Genomic DNA, 19,251 nt, shown 5'->3' on the forward strand with positions numbered 1-19,251 from the left:
AGCCTTGCCAGATCGGGCTGCGCACTACTCGCGCCCCACCTGCCTCGCTTCCCTCGCGCTTCACTCCGAAGCGCGAAAGACCGAGATTCTAGCCACCCTCTCCCCACCTGGCAAGCGGTATTTTGAAGAATTTAGAGCGACGCATGCACGCATGCGTCGCTCTATATAGAAGCAGTCGTTAGCGACTCGGCAAGCCACCTAGGCCACGAGTGCACGTAGCCTAGATAAGCACGGCAAAACCGCTAGCACATCACCCGCTCAACTACGCCCAAGAAGTGCTCGATATCCGGCGTGTCCTTACCTGCCGTCTTAGCGCGATCGTCCCATTGCCGCAAACGCAGTGCGTCTTGCGCATACGGCAATTGCAGGAATGCCTGCGCTTCCTCTTCGCTAAATACACCGCCTTGCAATTTCAGGCTGCGCACCGAATCCTCAGAGAGCTTGTCGAAGTACGTCTTGTCGATTGCGCACAAGCAGCGTTTGGCATCCACGTGCAAACGAATCGGTTCGAGCACCGCGGGCGGCAAGACCGGCCGCAAGAACGGCAGCGCGAAGTACTGGTGGAGATCGTCGATGCCGCGCTCCGTCGGTGTCTCGCCGTGCAGGTTCAATAAATGCCCCAGGTCATGGAGGAATGCCGCTGCGACCAGTTCCTCGCTCGCGCCCTCGTCTTCAGCAAGCTTGCCGCTTTGCAACGCATGTTCAAGCTGGCTGACGGGCTCCCCGCTGTAAGAGATGGCGCCATGCTGCGCAAACAGCGAACGGATATCGTCGAGACTCAGTGCCATTCACTCACTCCCAAGGCAACGAAAACGTCTTGAGGTTCGTAAAGCTCTTCATCGCTTCCTGAACCCCTTCCTTATAGCCAAGGCCCGAATCCTTGATGCCGCCGAATGGCGTCAGCTCGATCCGATATCCCGGCACCTCCCATACGTTGACCGTGCCCACCCGCAGTTCGTTGACGAAGCGCGCGATCACGTCGGAGCGATTCGTGCACAAGCCCGACGACAATCCGAACGCCGTGCCGTTGCTGATGCGGATGGCGTCGTCGATCGTGTCGAACGTGATGATCGGCGAGACGGGGCCGAAGGTTTCTTCGCGCACGAGCGTCATCGATGGGTCCACGCGGTCGACGACCGTCGGCGAATACAGCGCGCCTGCACGCTTGTTGCCGGCGAGCAGCCGCGCGCCTTGAGCGACGGCTTCGTTCACGCGCGCCTCGAATAGCTGAGCTGCGGGCTCGTCGATGACGGTGCCCATTTGACTGGACTCGTCGAATGGGTCGCCGTACGACCATGCACGCGTCTTTTCGACGACCAACTCAGTGAATCGCTCCGCGATGCTCTTTTGCACCAGCATGCGCTTGACGGCGGTACAGCGTTGGCCCGAGTTCTTATAGGAGCCCTGCACCGCGAGCGATGCGGCGCGTTCGATGTCGGCATCCTGGAGCACGATCAGCGGATCGTTCCCGCCGAGTTCCAGCACGACGCGCCGGTAGCCCGCTTTCGAAGCGATGTACTTGCCGATCGCCACGCCGCCGGTGAACGTCACCAGATCCACCGCCGGGTTCGTGATGAGCTCGTCGGCGATCTCGCGCGGGTCGCCGGTCAGGACCTGCAGCATCGGCGCGGGCAGTCCGGCTTCATACAGGATGTCCGCCAGAAAATACGCCGACAGCGGCACTTTCTCAGACGGCTTCAGCACCACGCGATTATTCGTCGCGATCGCCGGCGCGAGCTTGTGCGCGACCTGGTTCATCGGATGGTTGAACGGCGTAATCGCGACGATCACGCCCGCGAGCGGCTCGCGCTGCGTGAACACGCGCCGCGACTTGCCATGCGGCGTCAGATCGCACGAGAAACTTTGTCCGTCATCGCGCAGCGCTTCGATCGCCGCAAACTTGAGCACGTCGGCGACGCGACCGATCTCGTAGCGCGAATCCTGTTTCGACAAACCCGATTCGAACGAGATCAGATCGGAGGCGGCTTCCGTTCGCTCGCGCAACAGCGCACCCGCGCGCTCGAGAATCTGCGCTCGCTCATAGCGCGACAGCTTCGCCTGGTAGTTAGCCGCATACGCCAGCGCTTCCCGCACGTCTTCGACGCTTGCAAGCGGGACGGTTCCGACACGCTGCCCCGTATAAGGATCGAAGACATCGAGCGTGCGCTCGCGCACAGCACGTTCGCCCTTGATGCGCAGCGCTTCTGCGCGAAACGCGGGGTGATCGACTGGATGTTGAAGACTGAGTGTGTTCATGATTGCATCGCCAAGTGGTTCAGCGCGACATCGAAGATGTCGAAATTGCGCATGCGGGCGCGGCCCGGCAAGCCGTCGGTCTTGCGGTTGAAGACGAGCGGCACCGTTTGCTCCGACAAACCGCCGTGCGAACGCAGCGGCACCGTCAGCCCCGACAGGTCGTGCTCATCGCGGCGCGTGCCGAGGACGACGTTCTGCTTGCTCACGACCACCACATCGCCGACGCGATCGCGCGGCAGTTCGAATCGCTCGCACGCGGTGCGGTTGTCGAGCGCGATGTCGACGCCGTCCATCGCCGCGATGCGTCCGATGATTTGCGATGCGTCGGCATCACGCGGCAGGTAGATCGTCGCGAACGACCCGAGCGCGCCGTGATGCACGACGTACGGATCCGTGATCGGCAGAATCACGCGCGCAGCCCGCGCACCGAGCCACTCGTCCATCACGTCCTGCAAGTAGATGACGTTCGGTTCGCCCGTTTCCGGATCGTGCTTGGCGTTCATGCCGTGGTCGGCGGTGAGGCCGATTGCCCAGCCGAGTTCGTCGAGCTGCGCGAGGTAGCGGTCCATCATCGCGTAGAACGCATTGGCGTCGGCGCTGCCCGGCGCCGCCTTGTGCTGCACGTAGTCGGTCGTCGACAGGTACATGAGGTCGATCTTGCGCGTTTGCGCCAACCGCACGCCCGCCGCGAACACGAATTCCGACAAACCCGCGCTGTACACGTCTGGCACCGGCAGCCCGACGAGTTCGAGCACGTTGTCGATACCGTTTTCTTCGCGCGTCGCTTTGTCGGCCTTTTCGGCCGAGAAGCAGATGCCGTTCAATTGCCAGCCGAGGAGGCGGCGCAGTTTGTCTTTCGCGGTGACCACGGCCACCGACGCGCCCGCGTTCGCCGCCGACGCCAAAATCGTCCCGGCGCGCAGATACGCTGGGTCGTTCATCATCACTTCGGCGCCCTTGCCGCCGTCCGCGTCCGGGTCCCAGAAGTAGTTGCCGCAGATGCCGTGCACCGAAGGCGGCACGCCGCAGACGATCGACAAGTTGTTCGGGTTGGTGAACGACGGGATCACGCAATCGCCCTTGAACGCCGCGCCGTCGCGCAGCATCTTGCCGATGAACGGCGCGACGCCGGCGGCGACCGCCGCTTCCAGGTAGTCGTATTCGCAGCCGTCGACGCAGACGACCACGGTCGGCACGGCCGGCATCCGGTAGGCGCGGCCGTTTACTTCGATAGTGCGTTCAAGATTCGCTGACATCTTTGGTTCCATGCGCGTCGGTCGCGCGCGTTCGTACATCGGATTCGTTAAGTTTGTCGACGTCTTTCATGCCGACGATTCTTCGTAAGCGGCATGCGCGCGCCGCCGGCCGCCCTCCACGTGCGCGCGCATCAGCGCTTCGGCGCGCGCGGGATCGCGCGAGGCCAGCGCCGTCACGATCGCCCGGTGCTCGGCGAGCGACTGTTGCATCGCGTCGGCGTGCACGCTCAACGCCGCTCGCCGGAACAGGCTCAACTCGCCGACGAGCCGCCGATACGTTTCGTGCAGCTTGCCGTTGCCCGACGCCGCGACGATCGCGTCATGGAACGCGACGTTGATGCGCGCGTAGGCGTCGGGGTCGTGCGCGGCGAGCGCCTCGCCCATCGCGTCGAGGTGCTCGCGCAGCAACGCGACCTGCTTCGCGTCGATGCGCGCGGCGAGCATCCGGCACGCGGCTTCTTCGAGCGCCCCGCGCACAGCGTAAATCTCGTCGGCCTCTTCGAGCGACACGGTGCGCACGAACACGCCGCGGTTCTTCTCGGTACGCAAGAGGCCCGCCTGTTCGAGCGCGCGGAACGCCTCGCGCACCGGCCCGCGCGACACCTTCAGACGCGCCGCCCAATCGGCTTCGTTGAGCTTCTCGCCCGGCTCGAGCGCGCCGCCGATGATGTTGCGCTCAATCTCGTCGCGCACCAGCGCCGGCAGCGAATGGCTGCGCAGAACCTCGATCGGATCGAGCGTTTGAATTTCCATATTTTCGGTCATTTCAACATTCTTTGCCACATCGATGCGTGTATGCCGCTGGCGGCCGGCACGCTTGCCCGTCCGTGCCGACGCCTTCGCGCCATCGCCTCAATCGATGCGCTTGCGCGGCACGCGCGCGGCGATCAGCAGCAGCGCGGCGAGCGACGCCAGCAACAGGACCAGCGACAACGCCGACGCCGGCAAGTAATAGCCGCGCTCGACCTGTCCGACGACGACGATCGGCACGGTCGCGAAGCCCGGCGGATACACCGTCAGCGTCGCGCCCAGCTCGCCGAGCGAGAGTGCGAACCCGAGCGCGAGACTCGCGCGGATCGCGGGCACCAGTTGCGGCAGCACGACCCGTCGCAGGACCATCGACGGCGGTGCGCCAAGGCTCGCGGCGGCTTCGCGCAAGATCGTCAGCTCGGGGCGCAGCGCGGCGGCCGCGCAGCGGTAGCAGAACGGCATCACGAGCGCCAATTGCACGAACACGACGATCGCCGCCGAACTCGACAGATCGAGCGGCCGCTTGTGATACGCGATCAGCACGGCAAGCCCGAGCACGACGCTCGGCACGCCGTTGGGCATCATCGCGATCATGTCGACGAACGCGCCGAGGCCGCGCCGGTCGCGGCCTTCGAGCGCCAGCGCGAGCCACAGGCCGAGCGCCGTGCCGAGCACGGCGACGCCGAAGCCGATTTCGAGGCTCGTCGTGAGCGCGTCGAAATCGCTGGAGCCGAGACGCTCGAACCAGCGCATGCTCAAGCCGTCGGGCAGGATCGTGCCGGACCAGTGCGCGGCGACGCTGGAGAGCGCGACGACCAGCACCGGCAGCACGAAGAGCCAGAAGCACAGCAACGCGGCGAACACGAGGAACGCCCCGCTGCCGATACGGGCGAGGAGCGTGCGGCGTGCCGGATGCGGCACAGGCTTCACCCTGGGCAGGCGCGGCGCGGCGCCAGGATTCAGATCAGCGGCCATTTCCAGCGCTCCCCGTCTTGCGCCGGTTGACCCGGCGATACAACGCATACAAAGACAACGACATCGCCAGCATCACGACCGCGCCCGCGGCGGCGGTCGGCAAGTCGAGATCGACGGTCGCCGAGCTATAGATCGCCACCGGCAGCGTGATCAGGTGCGCGCTGCCGAGCACGAGCAGAATGCCGAACTCGTTCAACGTCAGCAGGAAGCACAGGATCGTGCCCGCCGCGATGCCGGGCCACGCGATCGGCAGAATCACGCGAAACGCCACCATCCAGCCGTTTGCGCCAAGGCTCTTCGCGGCTTCGACAAGACGCATGTCGAGCGTGGCGAAGGAAGCGAGCGTCGGCCGCACGACGAACGGCGCGTAGAACACGACTTCCGCGAGAATCACGCCGCCGATTCCGAACAGGAAATTGAGCGGCGGCTGGTCGAGGTGAAAGAGGCGCTGCAGGCCGATGCTGACCGAGCCCTGCGAGCCGTACAGGAAGATCAGCGTGAACGCGACGAGAAACGACGGAAACGCCACGAACAGTTCGAGAAAGCGCGTGACGAGCTTCGCGCCCGGAAACGGCTTGAAGAACAGCATCGACGCGAGCGCGACGCCGAGCACCGAAGCGAGCCCGGCGCTAGCGAACAACACCCACAGCGTGGTGCCGACGACGCCGCGCGTCTCGGGGTTCTGAAAAAACGACGCGTAGGCCTGAAAGCTCAAACCGCCGTGCGCCCCGGTCAGGCTCAACAGCACGAGACGAATCAGCGGGTAAATGACGAGCGGCCCGAGCACCACCACCGTCAAGAACACGAGATGCCATTGCGCGGCGCGCTCGCGGCGGCGAGCGTGGGCGGCATGCGCGGCCGCCGTCGCCGCGCGGCGCGCATCGAGTGCGGCAAGCGCCTCAGGGCTGGATAAGGACGACATCATCCGCCTCATAGTGCAAGGAAATCCGGGCGCCCTTTTCAGGCGTCATGCCGAGGCCGCGTTGGGTCGCGATCAGCACGGGCTCGTTCGGCATCGCATCGAGCGCGACCTGGACCGAGAGCGCCGAGCCATACCACTCGACCGACGTAATCACGCCGTGCAACGCCGCCTCGCCGAGCGGCACGATGCGCAGGCGCTCCGGGCGGATGCACGCGACGCGGTCGCGCACCTCGTAGCGCGAATCGCCGAGCGGGAACGCGACGTGAGGCGGCAGCAGGTTGGCCGCGCCGAGATAGCGCGCGACGAAGCCGTCGTTCGGCGTGTCATACAGCTGCTGCGGTGTGCCGAGCTGCGCGATGCGGCCTTCGCGCATCAGCAGCGTGCGGTCGGACAGCACGAGCGCGTCGTCCTGGTCGTGCGTGACGCAGACGATCGTCAGGTTCGGCAGGCGTTCATGCAGCGATTTCAATTCGGAACGCACCGATGCGCGCAGATTGGCGTCGAGTGCGGAAAGCGGCTCGTCGAGCAGCAAGACGTCGGGCTCGATCACGAGCGCGCGCGCGAGCGCGACGCGCTGCTGCATGCCGCCCGAGAGCTGCGCCGGCATGACGTGACCCGCGTCGCCGAGCTGCACGAGCTTGAGCGCATCGGCCACGCGCCGCGACACCTCGCCCGAGGACACGCGCCGCGCGCGCAGCCCGAACGCGACGTTCTCGAACACCGACAGGTGCGGAAACAGCGCGTAGCTCTGGAACAGCAAGCCGAGATTGCGCTTGTGCGGCGGCACATGCGTGAGGTCGCGGCCCGCCACCGTCAGCGTGCCGGCCAGACCTTCGGTTTCGACAAAGCCGGCGATGAACCGCAACAACGTGGTCTTGCCGCAGCCGCTCTTGCCGAGCACCGTCAAGAGCTCGCCGCGCTCGATCGTCAGCGATAAATCGTCGAGCACGGTGCGCGCGCCGAAGCGCACGGTCAGATGTTCGATATGCACGCCGTCGGGCGTGCCCGTCAGCGCGTCTTCCCGCGCGTCACGTGCGGCGCCCAGCGCGCCGGGGTGAGCAAGGCTGGCAGTTGTCACCGGCTTCATCCTCTTTCTTGATTGCACCAGGGCCTGTTCTCGCCGAGAACAGGCCCTCAACTACATCGGCTCAGCCGCGCGGCTTACTGCGCCGGCTTCACGACTTCGATCTGCTTGCCCGAATTGCCGATCACTTCGTTCTTCCAGCGTGCCGTCCAGTCGGCCTTCTTCGCCATCACGTGGTTCCAGTCCACCGGAACGAGCTTCACGCCGGCGATCGCCTGCTTGACCGCTTCGCCGTTCTTGCCCGTGAGCGGCACGTCGGTGCGGCCCGGGATGCCGAAGATGTCCGGCACCTTCGACTGCACCTCGGTCGACATCAGGTAGTCGATCAGCTTCTTGCCTTCAGCCTGGTTCGGGCCGTTCTTGATCAGGCCGATCGCGTACGGCAGCTGGAACGTGGTCGGCTGGCCGCCCGCCGTTGCCGCGAGGAAAATCGGCTTGAGCGACAGGCCGCCGTTGGCTGCGTCGTCGAGGTCCATCTGCAGATCGCCGTTCGCGACCGAGATTTCGTTGCGCGACAGCAGCACGTCGAGGTAGCCCGTGCCCTTGGTGTGGAACTTGGCGCTTTGCTCGAGCTTCTTCAGGTAGTCGAACGCCTTGTCTTCACCCATCAGCGACGTCGTCAGGATGATGACCGCCATGCCGTCGCCGGCCGTCGCCGGGTTCGAGTACGCGACTTTGCCGCTGTAGTCGGGGTGCAGCAGGTCGGCGAACGTCTTCGGCTGGGTCTTCACGACGTCCGGGTTGATCGCGAACGAGAAGTAGTTGTTGACGAACGTCGCCCAGGCGCCGTCCGGCGCCTTCGCGATCGCCGGCACGTTCTTGTAGTTCACGCTCTGGTACGGCTGCAGCAGGCCGGTTTGCGCGGCCTGCTGGATGAACGGCGGCAGCGTCACGATCACGTCGGCCTTCGGCGAATCCTTCTCCACCGTCGCGCGGTTCACAACTTCGCCACTTCCGGCCGTCACGATGTTGACCTTGACGCCTTCCTGTTTTTCGAACGCCGGCAGCACGTCCTTGTAGAGATTCTCGAGGCCGTCGGCCGTGTACAGCACCACCGCATCGGCGGCGTGCGCAGACATCGCCATGCCCTCGAACAGCGCTGCCGCGGCGAGCGCCGGCAGCAGCTTGCGGACGATACGGGCAGTCGCGTGGTGTTTCGTCGTCTTCATCTCGTTTTCTCCGAAGGGAGGAAAGACTATTGGTCGGGGATAACCCCGATCCCTGTTGTGATTGAACGGCAGCGCGGCGGCGCTGCACACATTGCCACAGTCGGGCGACGCATTTTGCAGATTGTCGACAACCCGAGAGCTGCTTGCACGACGGGATTTCGAGCCAAATAATGCTTCCAGCGCTCTCACCTTGGCCTGTGCGGGCACGGCAAGAATCACAGGCTTCCGTGACAGCGCTATGACGATTCTCACAAAAACCAAAAAATGACACAATTCGCCAATAAAATACATGACGATCGATGTGCCGATCCGGTGCTCATCGTCCTTTCTCGAGCCACTTTCCACTAGGAGCCACTGTGATTTTAGGTAACGAACCGATCCTGCTTACGCCAGGACCGCTGACAACTTCGCCTGCGACGCGGCAAGCGATGCTGCGCGACTGGGGCTCGTGGGACGCCGCCTTCAACCAGATGACGCAAAGCGTCTGCGCCGATCTGATTGCCATCGCGAACGGCGGCCAGGAGTACGTGTGCGTGCCGCTCCAGGGCAGCGGCACGTTCTCGGTGGAGGCGGCGCTCGGCACGCTCGTGCCGCGCCAGGGTTGCGTGCTCGTGCCGAACAACGGCGCGTATTGCGCGCGCATCATCCGCATCCTGCAGCGGCTCGCCATCGATTACATCGAGCTTTCACTCGACGACGACGAGCCCGTCAGCGTGGCCGCCATGGAAGACGCGTTCAACCAGAACTCGCGCATCACGCACGTCGCGCAGGTGCATCTGGAGACGAGCGCGGGCCTCCTGAATCCGCTCGACGAGATCGCCGCGCTCTGCAAGCGCCACGGCAAGAGCCTGATCGTCGACGCGATGAGCTCGTTCGGCGCGCTGCCGATCGACCTCTCGCGCGGCGGCATCGATGCGCTGATCTCGGCCTCCGGCAAGTGCCTCGAAGGCGTGCCGGGCATGGGCTTCGTGATCGTGCGGCGCGAGGTGCTCGAAGCGAGCGAGGGCCGCTCGCCGTCGCTCGCGCTCGATTTGCACGATCAATACGTCTATATGCGCAAGACGACGCAGTGGCGCTTCACGCCGCCGACGCACGTCATCGCCGCGCTGCGCGCCGCCCTCGACCAGTTCTTAGCCGTTGGCGGCATGCCGGCTCGCGGCGCGCGCTATGCGAAGAATTGCGAAGTGCTCGTCGAAGGCATGCGCGCGCTCGGCTTCGAGCCGTTCCTGAAACCGGAGGTGCAAGCGCCGGTGATCGTCACGTTCCATGCGCCGCGCGACCCCGCGTACGACTTCAAGACGTTCTATGCGGCGGTGCGGGATGCGGGCTATGTGCTCTACCCGGGCAAGCTGACCAAGATGGAGACGTTCCGGGTCGGCTGCATCGGCGCGATCGATGCGAACGAGATGCACAACGTGGTCGCCGCGATCGGGCGGACGCTGACGGCGCTGGGCGTGCAGGTGCGCTGAGGGACTGAGATAGGGGCAGCGATAGGGACGGTGAAAGCGGGCTGCGGTATCATCGCGGCCCGCGCTCATGGGCCTTCGGACGCACCCGTCAATGACCGACCAGAACTACTCCGCGATCCTCGAACAGATTTATCGCGACATCACGCCGTGGCGCACCGCCGGGCGCGTCGCCGATTACATTCCCGAACTCGCCAAGGTGCCCGCCGAGCGCTTCGGCATGGCGGTCGTCACGCTCGACGGCCGCGTGTTTTCGATCGGCGATGCCAAGCAACGCTTCTCCATCCAGAGCATTTCGAAGCTCTTCGCTTGCACGCTCGCGTTCAAGATGCTCGGCGACGAGCTTTGGGAACGCGTCGGCCGCGAACCATCGGGCACCGCGTTCAACTCGCTCGTGCAGCTCGAAAGCGAGCGCGGCAAACCGCGCAATCCGTTCATCAACGCGGGCGCGCTCGTCGTCACCGACGTGTTGTGCCGCCGCTTCGTCGGCGCCGAAACCGCGCTCGTCCAGTTCATGCGGCGCCTGACCGGCGTGGCCGACCTCGACTACGATCTGCGCGTCGCCAACTCCGAACTCGCGAACGCCGAACGCAACCGCGCGATGGCGCACTTCATCGCCAGCTTCGGCAACTTGCAGATGCCGCCCGAAATCGTCATCGACGCCTATTGCCGCCAGTGCGCGATCGAAATGAATTGCGTCGAACTGGCGACAGCCGCCCTATTCCTCGCCAACGGCGGCGTCGCGCCGGTCACGGGCGAGCGCGTCCTCGACGCCAGCTCGGCCAAACGCCTCTCCGCGCTGATGCTGACCTGCGGCACCTACGATGCGGCAGGCGACTTCGTCTATCGCGTCGGGCTGCCGGCGAAAAGCGGCGTCGGCGGCGGGATCGTCGCCGTGCTGCCGGGGGAGATGGCGGTGTGCGTCTGGTCGCCCGGGCTCGACGCGAACGGCAATTCGCTGGCGGGCGTCAAGTCATTGGAATGGTTGACCACGCTGACGGGGCAGTCGATTTTTTGATTGCGCGCCAGCGGCGAAGGCGGCACTGCCCCGCCTGGCTGTGCGTCGATCAATGCGGTTCACCAAGGCAAGCGTCGGCAACATCGACGATCGGCTCGCTGTCGGCGTGAGCTTGAGGAAACCGGTCGACGCACTTGATCTGAACGAAGGTCCACCAGGTTCCCGGCGGATCGTGGCCCAGCCACATCACCGTGGCTGCGGCCTTGGTTCGCAAGCCCCATCGCCGCCAATCGGCACCCGTTGGCGAAGAGTTTCCGTGAATGTCCTGGTACAGGTTGCGGTCCAACCCGTACTGCTTCAGATAGGGCGGATTGAACCGCTCCGCGGGCGTGGCCGGCTCGCCACGCGCGATGCCGGCTTGCGCCAATGCCTCGTCCCGGCGGAAATCGCTCACGGCATGCCGGATCACCGACAGCTCGAACAGCAACGCACCGCCAACCGCCGCGCACGTCACAACCATGCAGAGCGCGAGCGCCCACACTACCCGCCTTCCGGTCGTCGCTGTTTTCATCGCGCTCGACCTCCTCCCGGCGCCGGGATTCGCAGTCGAGTCCGGGCGCTTCAGGCCCTTTGAAGAATGTCGATCGCCTTATCGGCATCCTCCGACGAGTCGAGCGCCAGATAGGAAATGAACTGCGTTCCAAGCACAGCGGTCGAGATGCCGCGCAGGTTGATCCCGCCGTCCGCCAACATCTGGGTCAATTGCGCGATGATGCCCAATTGGTCCAAACCCATTACACGGACGGAGCAAAGGCTCGGGGTGACGCTGAACCCCGCCTGGGTGGCGGCACGGATCGCCGTGTCATCTTGCAGCGGCGCGACAAACACGACCCCCTTGCCCGATGACTCAGGCGTGCGGCGCGCCACAATGAACTGCAAGTCGACACCTGCATCCCGTAAGACGCCGAGTACCTTCGCAAGGCCGCCCGGTTTGTCGTCGATGGTGGCTGCCCACACATCGACACGTTCCACGCTCAGTTCCATCGCAGTCCCTCCCGCGTGACGAACCTCATCAGAAAAATCTACTTCACGAACGGCACGCGAGCAAGGTAAGCCGCGTCACGCGGCGGCCTGCGCGAGTCTTCTATCCGCGCATGGATGGACCACCGCGGTGCTCAGCGTCCGGTTTTCGATCGGTTTGCGATCAGCCAACCGGGCAGCATCGACGCCAGCACGTGATCTTTCAGCACGAAGTGATGGAAAAGGGCTGCGAGTGCATGAAGCCCTGCGACCCACATGATGGCGTCGCCGAGCCACCCGTGTATCCCTGCGACGGTTGCGCCTGTTGCCCGTGCAGTTTGAAACATCGGTGCGACATCGATACCGGCGACGAGCGTTAGCGGATGTCCTTCCAGCCACGCTCCCGTGATCGCAGTGATCGGAAGCGCCAGCAAGAGCACGATGAGGATCCATTGGACAACCGTCGCGGCGAGCCCCATCCAGGGCGAATCCAGTTCAACGGCCGGGCGCCGGTCGATTGCCCGCCATAGCAAACGCAAAATGGCGAGCGCGAACACGCACAATCCGAGGGTTTCATGGAGCCGCCTGCCGAAGTCCGCGGCGTCGGAGTAAACGCGCGACTCCGGTCCACCAGGACCCAACGTGAAAGCAATCAGTACCAGAACAGCCGTAGCCCAATGAAAAAACTGAGCGACCATTCCGTAGCGGGTGATGGAAGGTTTCAAGATCGCGGTACTCCTCGCATTCGCAGGGGTGGGAAATGAACGGTTCACCGAACTTGGCATGCGCGGGCCGCCTCCCGAAGAGACGCCGTGGACACGTCCAATGAGCCGCGCATCGAGATGATAAAGACCAGCCACTGAACGAAACCTTAAGCCCCTGGCCACCGCCAAGCCGCCTCGCGTTTCCGAGCACTCACGCCGCGGCGGGAATCGCCTAATCTGTAAGCATCAGGCCGCTATTTAAGCCTTCCCCGCATTGTCGAGCCGGCGACGGCGCGCCCAGGCGCCGCCGAAAACGATGAAAACGCCCCTCTTGCTCCGAACCGTGTCGGTCTTCGCAGCAACCCTCTGCCTGTCCCTTGTGTGCGCCGTCGCCGAGGCCCGCCCGGCGGAGGTGCTGGTGCTGCCGGTTGCGGGCGCGATCGGCCCGGCAAGCGCCGACTTCATCACGCGCGGCCTCGCGCGCGCCCAGCGCGACGGCGCACAGCTCGCGGTCATCCAGCTCGACACCCCCGGCGGACTCGACACGTCGATGCGCCAGATCATCAAGGCGATTCTGGCGTCGCCGGTGCCCGTGGCCGCGTTCATCAGCCCGAGCGGCGCGCGGGCGGCGAGCGCCGGCACCTACATCGTCTATTCGAGCCACATCGCGGCGATGGCGCCCGGCACCAACCTCGGCGCGGCGACGCCGGTGCAGCTCGGCGTCGGCGGCGGCGGACCGGAAACGCCGCCGCCGCCCGTGACCGGCGGACCAAACGCCAGCAAAGACAAGGGCGCGCAGAACGATCAGAAGGACAAGGCCGCGTCGCTACCGACCGGCACCGACTCGCAATCGACCGAAATCCGCAAGCAGATCCACGACGCCGAGGCGTACATCCGCGGCCTCGCCCAACTGCGCGGACGCAACGTCGACTGGGCCGCGAAAGCCGTTCGCGAGGCCGTCAGCCTGTCGGCGAACGACGCGCTCGACCAGCACGTTGTCGATCTCCTCGCACGCGACGTGCCCGACCTGCTCGCGAAACTCGACGGACGCACCGTCGAAACGTCGACCGGCGTCCACCGCCTCGCCACGGCGGACGCGCCGGTCGTCACGCTCGAGCCCGACTGGCGCAGCCACTTCCTCGCCGTCGTCACCGATCCGAACGTGGCGCTGATCCTGCTTACGATCGGCATGTACGGGCTCTTCTTCGAATTCGCGAATCCCGGTTTCGTGCTGCCCGGCGTGGCGGGCGCCATCGCGCTCTTGATCGGCCTCTTCGCGCTACAACTGCTGCCGATCAACTACACGGGGCTCGCGCTGATCTTTCTCGGCATCGCGTTCCTGATCGCGGAGTCGTTCCTGCCGACCTTCGGGACGCTCGGCTTCGGCGGGATCATCGCGTTCGCGGTCGGCGCGCTGATGCTGATCGACACCGACGTGCCCGGCTACGGCGTGCCGCTGCCGATGGTCGCCGCTCTCACCGCGGCGAGCGCGCTCTTCATCTTCGCGGTGTCGAGCGTGGCGTTGCGGGCGCGGCGGCGGCCGGTCGTGACGGGATCCGAGGCGATCGTCGGCAGTGTCGGCGAGATCATCGACGAAGGTTTGCTGCCGGACGGCGGCGAGAGTAGCGATAGCGCCGGCGCCGGTGAAAACTTCGGCTGGGCGCGCGTGCATGGCGAGCGCTGGCGGGTGTCGGGGAGCGAACCGCTCGCGGCGGGCCGCCGCGTGCGCGTGACGAGCCGGCGGGGCCTCACGCTAACGGTCGTGCCTGTGGTCGAACAACAAGGAGAACACTCATGATCGGCTTCACGTTCGGCTTTTCCAGCATCCTTTTTCTGTTTCTGGTCATCCTGGTCGCGTCGTCGATCCGCATTTTTCGCGAGTACGAACGCGGCGTCGTGTTCATGCTCGGGCGTTTCTGGAAGGTCAAAGGGCCGGGCCTCGTGCTGATCATCCCGGTCGTGCAGCAAGTGGTGCGCATCGACCTGCGCACGGTCGTGTTCGACGTGCCGCCGCAGGATGTCATCACGCGCGACAACGTCTCGGTCAAGGTCAACGCGGTGGTCTATTTCCGCGTCGTCGATCCGGAGAAGGCCGTAATCCAGGTCGCGAAGTTTTTCGAGGCGACGAGCCAGCTCTCGCAGACGACGCTACGCGCCGTGCTCGGCAAGCACGAACTCGACGAGCTCCTGGCCGAGCGCGAGCAATTGAACGCCGATATCCAGAAAGTGCTCGATGCGCAGACCGACGCGTGGGGCATCAAGGTGTCGAACGTCGAGATCAAGCACGTCGATATCAACGAGACGATGATCCGCGCGATCGCGCGGCAAGCCGAAGCCGAACGCGAACGGCGCGCGAAGATCATTCATGCGGAAGGCGAATTGCAGGCGTCGGAAAAGCTGCTGCAGGCCGCGCAAGTCATCGCGCAGCAGCCGCAAGCGATACAACTGCGCTATCTGCAGACGCTGACCACGATCGCCGCCGACAAGAACTCCACGATTATCTTTCCGGTGCCTATCGAATTGCTCAATGCGTTAATCCATCGGCTCGAAGGGGGTTCGCAGTCTTAGTCGCAGCCCGCGGGACATTCGGACCGCGGGCTCCACCCCCCATCAATCGCGCAGCCCTCCTCATTGCGCGCGAGCCCACCTTCAGCACATCCCTCAGATCAACTTTCGCGATATCAAGTCCTATACTGGCTTCGTCCGCGCGGTCCTGGCGGCATCTGTCGCTCTCCCTCGCCTGCTTTACCCGAAGCCATGCTGACAGTCGACGACATCCGGGCCATCCCCCTGTTCTCCACCCTTCCCGACTCCGAACTCGAGGATCTCGCTCACACGTCCGCCGATATGCGTCTGTGCGCGGGCGAATTCGCCGTCCACGAAGGCGGCGAGCGTGCGCTCTATGCCGTGCTCTCCGGCAAGATGGAAGTGATCAAGACGTTCGACGGCATCGAGCGCACGCTGGGATGGCGCGTGCCCGGGACCATCTTCGGCGAAGTGCCGCTTGCCCTCAGTTCGCCGTTCCCCGGCGCGTATCGGGCCGCCGAGCCGTCGCGCGTGATGCGTGTCGATGCGGTGCGCTATTACAAGCTCGCCGCCGCCTCGCCGGATGTCGCGACCAAGATGGGCGCGCTCGCGCGCGAGCGCATCGGCGGACTGCAAGGACTCTCCGCCGAGCCGCCCAAGGCCCGCGTGACCATGGTCGGCAATCGCTGGGACACCGATTGCACGCGGCTGCGCCAGTTCCTTGCGCGCAACCAGATCAGCTTCGACTGGCTGACGCCCGATGCGCCCGAACTCCCCTCGAAATGGCCCGGGACCTGCCCGTCGGACGCGGATTGCCCGGCGCTGCGTCTCGTCGACGGCACCCAGCTGTTGCGGCCGGCGGCACGCGAACTCGCCGAGCGCCTGGGTCTTCAGACCCAACCGCGGCGCGCCGAATACGACACGATGATCGTCGGCGGCGGGCCAGCCGGGCTCGCCGCTGCGGTCTACGGCGCGTCCGAGGGGCTATGCACGGTGGTCGTCGAACGCGAGGCGCCGGGCGTTGCAGCAGGCCAAGCGGCTCGGCGCGGAGATTCTGGTGACGCGCTCGGTCGAGCGCATCGATGCAGCCTCGCGCGAGATCCATCTCGACGGCGGCGATGTCGTCCGGGCCCGCACGCTGATCCTGGCGACGGGCGTGGCGTGGCGCCGCCTGGCCGTCGAGGGCTTCGACCGCTTCATCGGCAAAGGCATCTACTACGGCGCGGCGCGCAGCGAAGCGAGCGCGACGCACGGGCTCGACGTCTACTTGATCGGCGGCGGCAATTCGGCCGGGCAGGCCGCGCTGTACTTTTCGAATCACGCGCGCGAGGTCACGCTGGTCCTGCGCGGCGATGCGCTCGAGAAAAGCATGTCGCGCTATCTGGTCGAGCAGATTGCCGCGAAGTCGAATGTGTCCGTCAGGTTGCGCGCCGAAGTGGTCGGCGCATTCGGCGATACGCATCTGACGGCGATCGACATCCGCGATGGCGCGAGCGCGACGGTCAGCCGGCACGAGTGCGGCGGCCTCTTCGTCTTCATCGGCGCCGATGCGGAAACCGGCTGGCTGCCGGCGGACATCGCGCTCGATCAGCGCGGCTACGTGCTGACCGGCGACGACGTCGTCAAAGCCGGGCGCTGGTCCCTGAGCCGCGACCCGTATCTGCTCGAATCCAGCGTGCCCGGCATCTTCGCGTGCGGCGACGTGAGGCTGAGTCCGGTCAAACGCGTGGCGTCGGCTGTCGGCGAAGGCAGTATGGCGATCGCGTTCGTGCACCGCTTTCTGCAGCAGGCCGAATGACCGCGCGGTTGCCCGAGGGCTTGATCGAAACCATCCCGGCGCAAGCGATGGCTTCGGCGTGAAACGTTTGCGCGGCTGCGTCGCTAAGCGGCCGCCAGCATGCGATCCCCGGCGCGCGGCGCTGCCGCGTCCCGCATGCGGTCGAGATGCCGGCTGACCTTGATGACCTCATGCAGCGGCGCGGCTTGAAGCTGTTCGCCGTGCAGGTCGAGGACTTCGCAAAGCAGCTCGTAAGTCTGCGGGTCGACGCGCCAGATGCCGGTGCGCGCCGCGTGCGCGTTGCATTCGACAAGGCGCGCCTGCACTTCGTCCATGCCCTCGGCCTGCGCCTCGCCCCACCCTGCGTTCACGAGGAGGCAAGTGGCGACGATCACGCTCGCCATCGTGCCGATCATCGCGGCGTTTCCGCGTCCGGCTTTGAGCTCGTCGAGCTGCCAGTAATAGCTGATCAAGAGACGCCCCGACTCGTCGCGAGGCATCGGCCGCAAACGGCTCGCGCCGTCGAAGAGCTGGATGGTCGGGCGTTGTTTCGCCGTTCGCTTGGAATTTCGCGTTGACATTCTGGGAAGTAAACCTGGAGCCGTTAAGGCAACGCTTGCATTAACGGCACGGCGCGCGCCAACTTGATTATTTTCTGACGATATATGACAAAAGCCGACCGGGCGTCTTATATGAACGCCCGATCGGCTTTCGCTCGCGGCAAGGAAGGCGCCGCGTTACAGGTCACGCGGAGATCATTCGGAGGTCACTCCGCCGTCTGCATCTGCTTGGTCACGGCCCCCGTCTTCGGATCGTACTGGTAGCCCTGCTGCTCGAGGTGGGCGCTGACCGATTCCACGATCAGCTGCTGCTGATTCTCGCGGCGCGCCAGGTGGTGCTCCGGCTGAAGCTGGCTCAATTCCTCGGCGAGCTTGCGGCTCAACGAGGCTTCGCCCACACCGCGCGCGTTGATGACGATCATCTTTTCGTTGGCCTGGAGCAATTGCTGCTTGAGCCCATTGGCGTAGTCCGACCACTTCTTCATGTTCTCGCGGGCTTCGGCAAGCGCGGCGGCGTGAGCCTCGGCATCGCGCGAGATCTGAAGCTTGAGCGCCTCGATCTCCTCGGCACCCGCGCCGGCTTCGGGTGCGGCGGCGCTCGGCGCTTCGACGAAGGCACTCGGCGCACTCGCGCTCGCGGCAAGCTGCTGCAGCACTTCGGCCCGCTCTTCAGCAGCCGACAACGTCGCCGTCAACCGCGCGATTTCGGCCACGTCGCCGCTGCGCTCCTCAGTCAGCGTGGCGAGCTTCGCTTTCGTTTCGTACAGATCGTGCGAGACGGAATCCAGCTCGTCGCGCGCGCGGGCCGCCTCTTGCGACTGTATTGCGTGCGCCTGCTGCTCGGCTTCGAGCAAAGCGCGGATGGATTCCAGCTCGCTTTCCAGTTGGGCGATCTGCTCCGAATTCGCCGTATCCGCAGCATCGGTGGCAGTCTGCAGCAGCTCGCCGGCATCCGTCGTCACGCTGCCGGCGCTGGCAAGCTCGGCCTCCCGCTGCGAATGCGCTTCACGCTGCGCCGCGAGTTCGGCCGTCAGGCGTTCCACCTCCGCCTCGAGCGCCGCAATGCGCGCCTCGAGTTCGTGTACGCGCAGCTCGGCGGCATCCGCGCGCTGCATAGCCTGGGCGATGTCCTCCGTCAGGCGGCCGGCTTCGTCGGTCTTCGCGTGATAGGCATCGGTCATCTCGACGAGCTGCCGGCGCCCCGACTCGAGTTCCTCCACCGTGTTTTGCAGTTCCGCCAGCGCGTCGTCGCGCTCGTTGCTCGCATCCTCGACGCGCTGCGTCATCGCATTGAGGCGCCGCGACACGGCGCGCTCCGCCTCGTCCTGCGCCGACGTCCACAGCCGGTCGAGCGCGTCGCGCATCGTGTCGGTAACGACTTCCGGCAGCGCCGGGCGCTCGGCCACCGGGGTGGCGCGCAAAGCACGCGTTTCGCGCCACTTGCGCAACGCCGCGGCAACAGCGACCACCGAACCGGTATGCACTTCGGACCAGATCGCCAGCGGAGAAACTTTCTGGCCTTCATCGGCCATCCGATTGGCAATCTCGGCGATCATTTCTTCCGTGATGGTGACGCTGCTTGACATGTCTCTACCTCGACAAAGCGGGAGTTGGGGTTGAATTCGATCCAGTGGTTTGGCGTGGCCGGCGCTCGCCGCCGACATCGTGCAAGGCCAGATTGTCCGGTACCCGAGCGCGCTTCGATCTTCGGAATAGCCTGTTTTAACGGTAGTAATTCGGGAAATTGAGCGTCATCGGCGCGTCGCGCCGGGGCGAGCGCCGGACGCAAAAAGCGCCGCCTGTTGTCATCGACTTTCGTCGCGGCTAT

At 65.2% G+C, this 19,251-nt stretch carries 18 protein-coding genes and 1 pseudogene; 6 read left to right on the plus strand and 13 right to left on the minus strand.

Annotated elements, in window-relative coordinates; genetic code table 11:
- Nucleotides 1-242: 242 nt before the first annotated feature.
- From AAHK20_RS16170 to phnS, 8 genes are all read right to left on the minus strand, one after another.
- Nucleotides 243-788 carry a phosphonate degradation HD-domain oxygenase gene (locus AAHK20_RS16170; RefSeq protein ID WP_449182498.1) on the minus strand — a complete coding sequence of 182 codons (546 nt, stop codon included), beginning with the start codon at nucleotides 786-788 and terminating at the stop codon, nucleotides 243-245.
- Between the two features lie 4 nt (nucleotides 789-792).
- Entirely contained in the window at nucleotides 793-2,256 is a 1,464-nt protein-coding gene (phnY, locus tag AAHK20_RS16175; RefSeq protein WP_449182499.1) for a phosphonoacetaldehyde dehydrogenase, read from the minus strand.
- Nucleotides 2,253-3,512 carry a phosphonoacetate hydrolase gene (gene phnA, locus AAHK20_RS16180; RefSeq protein WP_449182500.1) on the minus strand — a complete coding sequence of 420 codons (1,260 nt, stop codon included), beginning with the start codon at nucleotides 3,510-3,512 and terminating at the stop codon, nucleotides 2,253-2,255. Before phnA ends, phnY begins: the two co-directional genes overlap by 4 nt.
- 66 nt (nucleotides 3,513-3,578) lie before the next feature.
- Nucleotides 3,579-4,277, minus strand: coding sequence for a phosphonate utilization associated transcriptional regulator (locus tag AAHK20_RS16185; protein WP_449182501.1), 699 nt, complete (start codon nucleotides 4,275-4,277; stop codon nucleotides 3,579-3,581).
- Nucleotides 4,278-4,364: 87 nt separating this feature from the next.
- Complete coding sequence (gene phnV / locus AAHK20_RS16190; protein WP_449182502.1) at nucleotides 4,365-5,237, minus strand: 2-aminoethylphosphonate ABC transport system, membrane component PhnV; 873 nt, start codon at nucleotides 5,235-5,237, stop codon at nucleotides 4,365-4,367.
- Nucleotides 5,227-6,159 carry a 2-aminoethylphosphonate ABC transporter permease subunit gene (locus AAHK20_RS16195; RefSeq protein ID WP_449182503.1) on the minus strand — a complete coding sequence of 311 codons (933 nt, stop codon included), beginning with the start codon at nucleotides 6,157-6,159 and terminating at the stop codon, nucleotides 5,227-5,229. The genes phnV and AAHK20_RS16195 overlap by 11 nt, the downstream gene beginning before the upstream one ends.
- Nucleotides 6,137-7,237, minus strand: coding sequence for a 2-aminoethylphosphonate ABC transport system ATP-binding subunit PhnT (gene phnT, locus AAHK20_RS16200; RefSeq protein WP_449182504.1), 1,101 nt, complete (start codon nucleotides 7,235-7,237; stop codon nucleotides 6,137-6,139). The genes AAHK20_RS16195 and phnT overlap by 23 nt, the downstream gene beginning before the upstream one ends.
- A gap of 83 nt (nucleotides 7,238-7,320) precedes the next feature.
- The gene (gene phnS / locus AAHK20_RS16205; protein ID WP_449182505.1) at nucleotides 7,321-8,412 is read right to left on the minus strand and encodes a 2-aminoethylphosphonate ABC transporter substrate-binding protein; all 1,092 of its coding nucleotides are present in this window, start codon (nucleotides 8,410-8,412) and stop codon (nucleotides 7,321-7,323) included.
- A gap of 299 nt (nucleotides 8,413-8,711) precedes the next feature.
- Here phnS and AAHK20_RS16210 point away from each other — a divergent pair, with 299 nt between their 5' ends.
- On the plus strand, nucleotides 8,712-9,881 hold the full coding sequence (locus AAHK20_RS16210; RefSeq protein WP_449182506.1) for a 2-aminoethylphosphonate--pyruvate transaminase: 1,170 nt from the start codon (nucleotides 8,712-8,714) through the stop codon (nucleotides 9,879-9,881).
- 91 nt (nucleotides 9,882-9,972) lie between these two features.
- Nucleotides 9,973-10,896: a glutaminase gene (locus AAHK20_RS16215; RefSeq protein WP_449182507.1), complete on the plus strand. Its 924-nt coding sequence runs from the start codon at nucleotides 9,973-9,975 to the stop codon at nucleotides 10,894-10,896.
- Nucleotides 10,897-10,945: 49 nt separating this feature from the next.
- Here AAHK20_RS16215 and AAHK20_RS16220 read toward each other — a convergent pair whose 3' ends face one another.
- The 3 genes from AAHK20_RS16220 to AAHK20_RS16230 form a co-directional block, all read right to left on the minus strand.
- Nucleotides 10,946-11,407, minus strand: a complete 462-nt coding sequence (locus AAHK20_RS16220) for a hypothetical protein (protein ID WP_449182508.1) — start codon at nucleotides 11,405-11,407, stop codon at nucleotides 10,946-10,948.
- 50 nt (nucleotides 11,408-11,457) lie between these two features.
- Nucleotides 11,458-11,880, minus strand: coding sequence for an ACT domain-containing protein (locus AAHK20_RS16225; RefSeq protein WP_449182509.1), 423 nt, complete (start codon nucleotides 11,878-11,880; stop codon nucleotides 11,458-11,460).
- A 131-nt stretch (nucleotides 11,881-12,011) separates the two neighbouring features.
- On the minus strand, nucleotides 12,012-12,581 hold the full coding sequence (locus AAHK20_RS16230) for a cytochrome b (protein ID WP_449182510.1): 570 nt from the start codon (nucleotides 12,579-12,581) through the stop codon (nucleotides 12,012-12,014).
- Between the two features lie 295 nt (nucleotides 12,582-12,876).
- Here AAHK20_RS16230 and AAHK20_RS16235 point away from each other — a divergent pair, with 295 nt between their 5' ends.
- The 4 genes and pseudogenes from AAHK20_RS16235 (at nucleotide 12,877) to AAHK20_RS16250 (ending at nucleotide 16,884) form a co-directional block, all read left to right on the plus strand.
- Nucleotides 12,877-14,358 (plus strand): NfeD family protein, encoded by a 1,482-nt coding sequence (locus tag AAHK20_RS16235; RefSeq protein ID WP_449182511.1) that lies wholly within the window; start codon nucleotides 12,877-12,879, stop codon nucleotides 14,356-14,358.
- On the plus strand, nucleotides 14,355-15,128 hold the full coding sequence (locus AAHK20_RS16240) for a slipin family protein (RefSeq protein ID WP_449182512.1): 774 nt from the start codon (nucleotides 14,355-14,357) through the stop codon (nucleotides 15,126-15,128). The genes AAHK20_RS16235 and AAHK20_RS16240 overlap by 4 nt, the downstream gene beginning before the upstream one ends.
- Before the next feature lie 279 nt (nucleotides 15,129-15,407).
- Nucleotides 15,408-15,596, plus strand: a pseudogene (locus AAHK20_RS16245) (cyclic nucleotide-binding domain-containing protein); the annotation flags it as partial.
- Between the two features lie 511 nt (nucleotides 15,597-16,107).
- Nucleotides 16,108-16,884: an NAD(P)/FAD-dependent oxidoreductase gene (locus AAHK20_RS16250; protein ID WP_449182513.1), complete on the plus strand. Its 777-nt coding sequence runs from the start codon at nucleotides 16,108-16,110 to the stop codon at nucleotides 16,882-16,884.
- Between the two features lie 83 nt (nucleotides 16,885-16,967).
- Here the strand turns inward: AAHK20_RS16250 and AAHK20_RS16255 are convergent, their stop codons facing one another.
- A complete protein-coding gene (locus AAHK20_RS16255; RefSeq protein ID WP_449182514.1) occupies nucleotides 16,968-17,444 on the minus strand; it encodes a hypothetical protein in 477 nt (158 codons plus the stop codon).
- A gap of 185 nt (nucleotides 17,445-17,629) precedes the next feature.
- Nucleotides 17,630-19,009 carry a DNA-binding protein gene (locus AAHK20_RS16260; protein ID WP_449182515.1) on the minus strand — a complete coding sequence of 460 codons (1,380 nt, stop codon included), beginning with the start codon at nucleotides 19,007-19,009 and terminating at the stop codon, nucleotides 17,630-17,632.
- Nucleotides 19,010-19,251: the final 242 nt, after the last annotated feature.

The sequence above is a fragment of the Trinickia camelliae genome, from assembly GCF_053525655.1.

What these genes read in the sequence shown, in the direction of transcription:
- AAHK20_RS16170 (WP_449182498.1), bottom strand. Translation starts at nt 788, where the DNA reads ATGGCACTGAGTCTCGACGATATCCGTTCGCTGTTTGCGCAGCATGGC.
- phnY (WP_449182499.1), bottom strand. Translation starts at nt 2,256, where the DNA reads ATGAACACACTCAGTCTTCAACATCCAGTCGATCACCCCGCGTTTCGC.
- phnA (WP_449182500.1), bottom strand. Translation starts at nt 3,512, where the DNA reads ATGTCAGCGAATCTTGAACGCACTATCGAAGTAAACGGCCGCGCCTAC.
- AAHK20_RS16185 (WP_449182501.1), bottom strand. Translation starts at nt 4,277, where the DNA reads ATGACCGAAAATATGGAAATTCAAACGCTCGATCCGATCGAGGTTCTG.
- phnV (WP_449182502.1), bottom strand. Translation starts at nt 5,237, where the DNA reads ATGGCCGCTGATCTGAATCCTGGCGCCGCGCCGCGCCTGCCCAGGGTG.
- AAHK20_RS16195 (WP_449182503.1), bottom strand. Translation starts at nt 6,159, where the DNA reads ATGTCGTCCTTATCCAGCCCTGAGGCGCTTGCCGCACTCGATGCGCGC.
- phnS (WP_449182505.1), bottom strand. Translation starts at nt 8,412, where the DNA reads ATGAAGACGACGAAACACCACGCGACTGCCCGTATCGTCCGCAAGCTG.
- AAHK20_RS16210 (WP_449182506.1), top strand. Translation starts at nt 8,712, where the DNA reads ATGTGCCGATCCGGTGCTCATCGTCCTTTCTCGAGCCACTTTCCACTA.
- AAHK20_RS16215 (WP_449182507.1), top strand. Translation starts at nt 9,973, where the DNA reads ATGACCGACCAGAACTACTCCGCGATCCTCGAACAGATTTATCGCGAC.
- AAHK20_RS16220 (WP_449182508.1), bottom strand. Translation starts at nt 11,407, where the DNA reads ATGAAAACAGCGACGACCGGAAGGCGGGTAGTGTGGGCGCTCGCGCTC.
- AAHK20_RS16225 (WP_449182509.1), bottom strand. Translation starts at nt 11,880, where the DNA reads ATGGAACTGAGCGTGGAACGTGTCGATGTGTGGGCAGCCACCATCGAC.
- AAHK20_RS16235 (WP_449182511.1), top strand. Translation starts at nt 12,877, where the DNA reads ATGAAAACGCCCCTCTTGCTCCGAACCGTGTCGGTCTTCGCAGCAACC.
- AAHK20_RS16240 (WP_449182512.1), top strand. Translation starts at nt 14,355, where the DNA reads ATGATCGGCTTCACGTTCGGCTTTTCCAGCATCCTTTTTCTGTTTCTG.
- AAHK20_RS16255 (WP_449182514.1), bottom strand. Translation starts at nt 17,444, where the DNA reads ATGTCAACGCGAAATTCCAAGCGAACGGCGAAACAACGCCCGACCATC.
- AAHK20_RS16260 (WP_449182515.1), bottom strand. Translation starts at nt 19,009, where the DNA reads ATGTCAAGCAGCGTCACCATCACGGAAGAAATGATCGCCGAGATTGCC.